This window comes from Fulvivirga kasyanovii (assembly GCF_009711405.1).
Taxonomy (GTDB): domain Bacteria; phylum Bacteroidota; class Bacteroidia; order Cytophagales; family Cyclobacteriaceae; genus Fulvivirga; species Fulvivirga kasyanovii.
On sequence record NZ_SMLW01000330.1, the window covers coordinates 1 to 5,938 of the forward strand.

Consider the following 5,938-nt stretch of genomic DNA (forward strand, 5'->3'; position numbering starts at 1 on the left):
AAGATATGTTAACCATATTAACTATTCACTTTCACCACAACCTTTCCAACCGACTTACCCTGCTGGAAAAGATGGATAGCTTCATGCATTTGATTAAAATCAAACGTATGGCCGACATGCTGAGGTCTTAATTGCAAGGCCTGTAGTTCACTAAGTATTTCAAGCATCATATCCGTCTGTTCATACAGATAGATCAGGTTAAAGCCCATGAGGGATTTGTTCTGAGAGGGCAACCGCAGAGGATCGATCTTAGGTCTTTTAAGAAACTTCCAGATCAGCTTTGGGTAGTTGGGCCTTGAGCCATGGCTTGTAAAGCTGGCTGAACCGTAAGCCACCATTCGGCCCATTGGAGCCATGGCTTCCCAGCTTTGTTTGAGTATTTTGCCGCCTATACATTCCATTACCAGGTTCAGTGGCCTGTTGTTAAGCGCTGACTGCAATTTATCAGCAAAATACTTGTCCCTGACAATCACTTCGTCATAGGCTTCCTGGCTTTTTAGGAAATCCACCTTTTTACCATTGCCCACGGTACCGATGGTATAGGCACCATACTTTTTGCAAATACGGTTGGCCAAAATGCCAACACCTCCTGCAGCACTATGGATCAATACCGTCATATCTTTTCGCAGATCACCGAGCTTGGTAAGGCCGTAATAAGCGGTAAGGCCTTGAACTAAAAAGCCCGCGCCCTCTTCAAAGCTCCAGTCGTCCGGAAGCGGGATCACGTACCGGTGATGCGAGTTGATATGAGATACGTAGCCGCCAAATTTGGTCGCCCCCATTACCCGGTCACCAATATTCCACTCGGTGACATCTTTGCCAATAGCAATTATTTCTCCCGAGTATTCCAGGCCGGGGATAAAAGAACCTTCCGGGGTGGCGCTATAAAGTCCCTGAATGGCAAAAATATCGGCAAAGTTTAGACCGACAGCTTTCACCTTTACACTTACCTCATCGGCTTTTGGCTCAGGAAGTTCTTCAGTTTGGAGTTTTAGGCTTTTAATCGAGCCTGCTTTTTCAGTGCGATATACCTGGCGTTGGATCATAGGTTTTAATTGTTGGTTAGTGTTTGGTGAATTGCTTGATAATTACCAAAGAGCGCTAAACTACTTATAATTTATATCGTTCTATAAAGTTAATACCGGAAGAACGCCATTTACATAAATGGCCGAAATTAATACAAAGTCCGTTTAAAGATGTTCCTGATAAAATGTATTTTAGAGAACGTTATTTTTTATCCCAAAAAAGAAACAACCACCAGGAAACCAAAAGGGTACGAGTACTAAGGTTTCAATACACAATACTAACCAACACTGAAAACTATGAAATTCGGAAAAGTAGATAACCCTGAAAAAATAGATTTTACGCTTCCGGCAGATCATCCCGATACAAAGAAAATCCTGGAAGCCAACGATAAGCCGCTGCAAACCGTGAGTGTAGGCTGCGCTAAATGGAACAAGTCAGACCTGAAAGGGTTTTACCCCAGAGGTACAAAGGACGAATTGGAGTATTACGCCAATGAGTTCAACTCGATCGAACTGAATGCCACTTTTTACAATCTATACAAGGAAGACCAGATCCTTAAATGGAAGGAGCGGACACCTGCTGATTTTAAGTTTTTCCCGAAACTGCCTCGATATGTAAGCCACTTGAAAAGACTTGGAGAGGGGTATGAAGATTACCTGGATGACTATCTGGTAGGTGTTCAGGCCTTTGGAGACCAGTTAGGAATGCTGTTCTTACAACTACATGATAATTTTGGGCCTAAAGAAGAGAACTTTAACCGATTGAAGAACTTTATTGATAAGTTTCCCCATGACCTTCCACTGGCTATTGAGCTAAGGCATACAGACTGGTTTGGCAATCAGGAAGTTGCAGATGAATTACATGATCTATTGGTGAAAAACAATATCAGTAATATACTGGTTGACTCAGCGGGTAGGAGAGACATCATGCACATGCGTCTTACCACGCCTACTGCGTTTGTCCGCTATGTAGGTGCCAACCACGAGAGCGACTACAGCCGTCTTGATGAGTGGATAGAGCGGATAAAAACGTGGAAAGAACAAGGGTTGCAAAACCTTTACTTCTTTATTCACCAAAACATAGAGAAAGAGTCGCCGCTACTGGCCGCTACCTTCATTAAAAAGCTCAATGAGGCCATAGGTACGGACATTAAGATTCCTTCTATGCCGCAGGAGAAGCAGGGGAGTTTGGATTTGAAGTAGCCGTTAGATCTTTTGAAATAAGACATGAACAAACACTCATGTCTTATTTCTATCTCATTATAAATTACCTTTTGGTATCATACTCAAGAAGAATCACTCCTGAACTGGGAGTAGTACTTTTTAGCGTAAGGTCGACTCTATTTCTGATCTCTGAAAACAAAGGTTTTCCCTCACCTAAAATTACCGGAAATACAGCTAGCAGGTATTTATCAACCAGCCCCAGGTTCATAAATGTGGTAATAATACTTGCCCCGCCGTATAACCAAATGTCTTTGCCGGGCTGTTTTTTTATTTGCTGTACCTGAGTAGATATGTCTGAGTTTATTACTTCGGGTTTTCCATTAACCTTTTTGAGGCTATTGGAAAACACATATTTATTTTTGCTATGTACCCCATTCCACAACTTTGTTTCGGCTACTGATGCGCCTTCGGGAGGTTGGAACTCTCCCCATTTTTCATAGCTTATGCGGCCATAAAATATGGTGTCAATGGTTGCGAGAAACTTGTCAAAATGAGATTCCACTGCTGCGTCTTCCGGCGGGCCACCGCCTGTTTCAAGCCAGTCGATTTCTCCATTGGGCCCTTCAATGTATCCGTCCAGTGTCACGGCCAGGTTAAGGATTATTTTTCTCATATCTGATATTTTATTTTTGTTAGAATAAAGATTAATTGTAGCCAGAACATACCTCCGGTTGCTTTCCTTTAGCTTTTACTTTGTTTCGTATTTGAGGGACTCTCTATTAAGCCATTCGTCTTTGTTAATAGTCATGTTAAGTGCTGTCCATTTCTCGGTATCGTAGGCGAAAGTAGTTTTCTTATTACGATTTAATGTAAACCCACACTTTTCATAACACCGGATTCCACCTATGTTCCAGCCAAATACATTGAGTTCAACAACTTCTGCATTCAGAATTGTAAAACAATAGTTCAACAGTCTGTTGATTACTTGCTGTCCGATTCCCTTGCCCCGGTTTGATGCCTCACCGATAATAAGCTTGTCAATTTTGTACGTGCCTTCTGCGGATAATATTATTTCGGCATGACCCATAATGGTATCATTATCCGCGATATTAAAAGCGTAACTGTTCTCTTCTTCCAAGTAATTCCGCAATTGATCAACAGTTAAAGGGAATGTAAAAAAGTCTCCGGCAATGGTGATAAGGAGCTTCTTGCTGTCTATCCAGGAAATCAACCTTGTAAAGTCTTCCGGGCCGAATGGTACTAATTTGATCATTTGAATTGTCCTCTTTGATTTACTTAGACAAAGATCAGAAGCGTGAGGATAAAGAAATTGGAAAAATCCGAACCTGTCAGTTTTCCAGAAAATGGTCGTTTATATCATTGCAGTAATAAAAGAGACTCTTGGGGGACTTGCCGGTAATGATATGGGACTGACGAATAAGGTGCGACTGGTCATAAAACTCTGCTGCGTAGGCACATTCCGTGAGTGGCATTCCCGGATTATTTTTGCGGATGTTTACAAAATGGTTAAACCTCACCATATTGCAAAACTGCTTCGGGTTAAGCCCTACAAACTTATTAAATACCTTTCCAAGATACCGCCCGGAAACCCCCAGGTTTCTTTCGAAATCAGATATTTTTATATTGCCTTTGTAGTTAAGTATTTCATGGATCATATAATCAGCATACCTGAAAGAGGCACTTTTGATGTCAAGGCGGGAGGCCTTCTTCGTAAGTTCTCGTTCCAGGTTAGCAAACGTCTTTTGCGGGGATTCCGAAATACAGCCTAGTAAAGTATCATTACCAGCAATATCAATCAGTGGGATAGGGGTATCAGTATTTAAGGTGGCCGGGAAATTATAAAACAGGGCTTGAGTGTGCGGGTGAAACCTGACTCCATAGATAATGGCTCCCGGAGAAAACTGATGTTTGTAACTCTTGCTGTTTTGGCCTGCAAAATAAACTTCAGGGTCTTTTACCCAATCTTTGTCACCACCTTTTTGCCTCGATTGTGCGGAGTTCAATTGAAATATTATTTCATGATGTAAATCCGGAATGATCTCTTCAATGTATGGCTGTTCCAGGTCTTCCGAAACTTTCATGTACCAGAGAGATTTCACCAATGGTGAAAGTAATTTGGGACGGTATGTCTTTATGGTAAGCATCCGGTGGCTATGCGATGAACATTAATATAAGGGATAAGGCTGTAATTAGCAAAAGGGTATATGTGGTCTTTTCATGACTTCTTTGCTGGCATGGAGTTAAACCAGATTATGGATTGAAGTGACTTTTATATCAAGTGGAAGTAGCGGTTTTGCAATATCTAAACCGCTACTCTTATGTTACCGATCTATGGATTTTCTGTATCTCTTACCAGGGAATTTCATGCGCTTCAGGGTTACTTTCTTCACTGAAAAATTTCCCTGTAGGTCCATTTCGGTCAATCAATGCGTATTTTACAATACGTTTCGCAGCTTCTTCAACGTCCCCTCCGTTATAGTTGGTAAACTCGGTTTTAGTATAACCCGGGCATACGGCATTTACTTTGAAGGCCGTATCCCGCAACTCGTAAGCCAGATGAACAGTATACATGTTCATGGCAGCTTTTGAGGAACCATAAACGGCGTATTTTGCATAATCATAAGCAGGCCAGGCCGGATTACTTTGCAGGGAAAGTGAACCTACGCTGGTACTCACATTTACAATTCTTGGTTCAGACGATTTTCTCAACAAGTCAATGAAAGCTTGAGTAACTCTTGCTACACCAAACACATTGGTGTTATACGTGGTGAAAAACTGGTCTGTATTTGCCTCGAGTGCAGTATATGGCATGCCACCGTTGATGCCGGCATTGTTGATAAGAACATCTAATGCATTTATGTTACTTCCTATTTCTTCACGTGCAGCTTTTACGGAATGCTCATCGGTTACATCCAGTTGTACTGCTTCTGCACTGGTTAATCCTTCAAGTTTAAGCTTTGTCACTGCTTCTGACCCATTTTTTAAATCACGGCTTCCAAGGAATACATAATAACCATTCTGCAACAATTGTTTTGCTGTTTCAAACCCTATGCCTTTGTTGGCTCCTGTAATTAGTGCTGATTTCATTTTTGTTTTGTTTTTTAAGTACAAAATTGAGCTGCTTAAAAATGAAACCGTTTACCATTTGGTAAAAAGCCCAATTAGCTAATATTCTTTCTTATCCTGCTTAGCGATTGTTGCGTAATGCCAAGGTAAGAGGCTATGTACACCAGTGGAATTCTATTGGTGAGTGATGGGTGGTTTGTCAAAAACTCTAAATAGCGCGTGGTGGCATCTTGTGAAATTACAGGGCCTTTTCTCGATTTTTGAAACATGCACTGTTGTACCATCTTGTTTTTAATATTGTCCCACTCCACAATGGTATGAGAAAGGTCTTCCCAGCCTGATTTTGAAAACACAATGAGTTTACAGTCCGTGCATGCTTGTAAATATTCAGAAGAAGCCGTGCCTGCCTCAAAATTCACATAATCCACTACCAAATTATTTTCACTAATAAAGCAACGGGTGATCTCTTCACCTCTGTTGTTGTAATAACATCCGCGGACAACACCTTCCATAACAAAACCAACTTGTTTCGGAATTTTTCCGGCCTCCGAAAAATAATCGTTCTTTTCAAGTTTAACTTCAGTAACGTTTTTACCGATGAGTTCTATTTGTTGTTTATTCAGACTGCCAAACTGGAGAATATACTCTGTCAATGCTTTCAT

Annotated in this window: 7 protein-coding genes; 1 reads left to right on the plus strand and 6 read right to left on the minus strand. The window is 41.2% G+C overall.

From position 1 onward, the window contains the following. Positions 1-17 precede the first annotated feature (17 nt). Positions 18-1,046 (minus strand): alcohol dehydrogenase catalytic domain-containing protein, encoded by a 1,029-nt coding sequence (locus E1163_RS03050; RefSeq protein WP_155169334.1) that lies wholly within the window; start codon positions 1,044-1,046, stop codon positions 18-20. Between the two features lie 276 nt (positions 1,047-1,322). Here E1163_RS03050 and E1163_RS03055 point away from each other — a divergent pair, with 276 nt between their 5' ends. Then, positions 1,323-2,228, plus strand: coding sequence for a DUF72 domain-containing protein (locus tag E1163_RS03055; protein WP_155169336.1), 906 nt, complete (start codon positions 1,323-1,325; stop codon positions 2,226-2,228). A gap of 64 nt (positions 2,229-2,292) precedes the next feature. Here E1163_RS03055 and E1163_RS03060 read toward each other — a convergent pair whose 3' ends face one another. The 5 genes from E1163_RS03060 to E1163_RS03080 all read right to left on the minus strand — a co-directional run. After that, positions 2,293-2,862, minus strand: coding sequence for a dihydrofolate reductase family protein (locus E1163_RS03060; RefSeq protein ID WP_155169338.1), 570 nt, complete (start codon positions 2,860-2,862; stop codon positions 2,293-2,295). 75 nt (positions 2,863-2,937) lie between these two features. Then, positions 2,938-3,462, minus strand: a complete 525-nt coding sequence (locus E1163_RS03065) for a GNAT family N-acetyltransferase (RefSeq protein WP_155169339.1) — start codon at positions 3,460-3,462, stop codon at positions 2,938-2,940. 76 nt (positions 3,463-3,538) lie between these two features. Further along, entirely contained in the window at positions 3,539-4,354 is an 816-nt protein-coding gene (locus E1163_RS03070; RefSeq protein ID WP_155169341.1) for a DUF6597 domain-containing transcriptional factor, read from the minus strand. Positions 4,355-4,559: 205 nt separating this feature from the next. Further along, on the minus strand, positions 4,560-5,297 hold the full coding sequence (locus tag E1163_RS03075; RefSeq protein WP_155169343.1) for an SDR family oxidoreductase: 738 nt from the start codon (positions 5,295-5,297) through the stop codon (positions 4,560-4,562). A gap of 74 nt (positions 5,298-5,371) precedes the next feature. Beyond that, positions 5,372-5,938: Crp/Fnr family transcriptional regulator (locus E1163_RS03080; protein WP_155169345.1), on the minus strand; the 567-nt coding region annotated here is incomplete at its 5' end.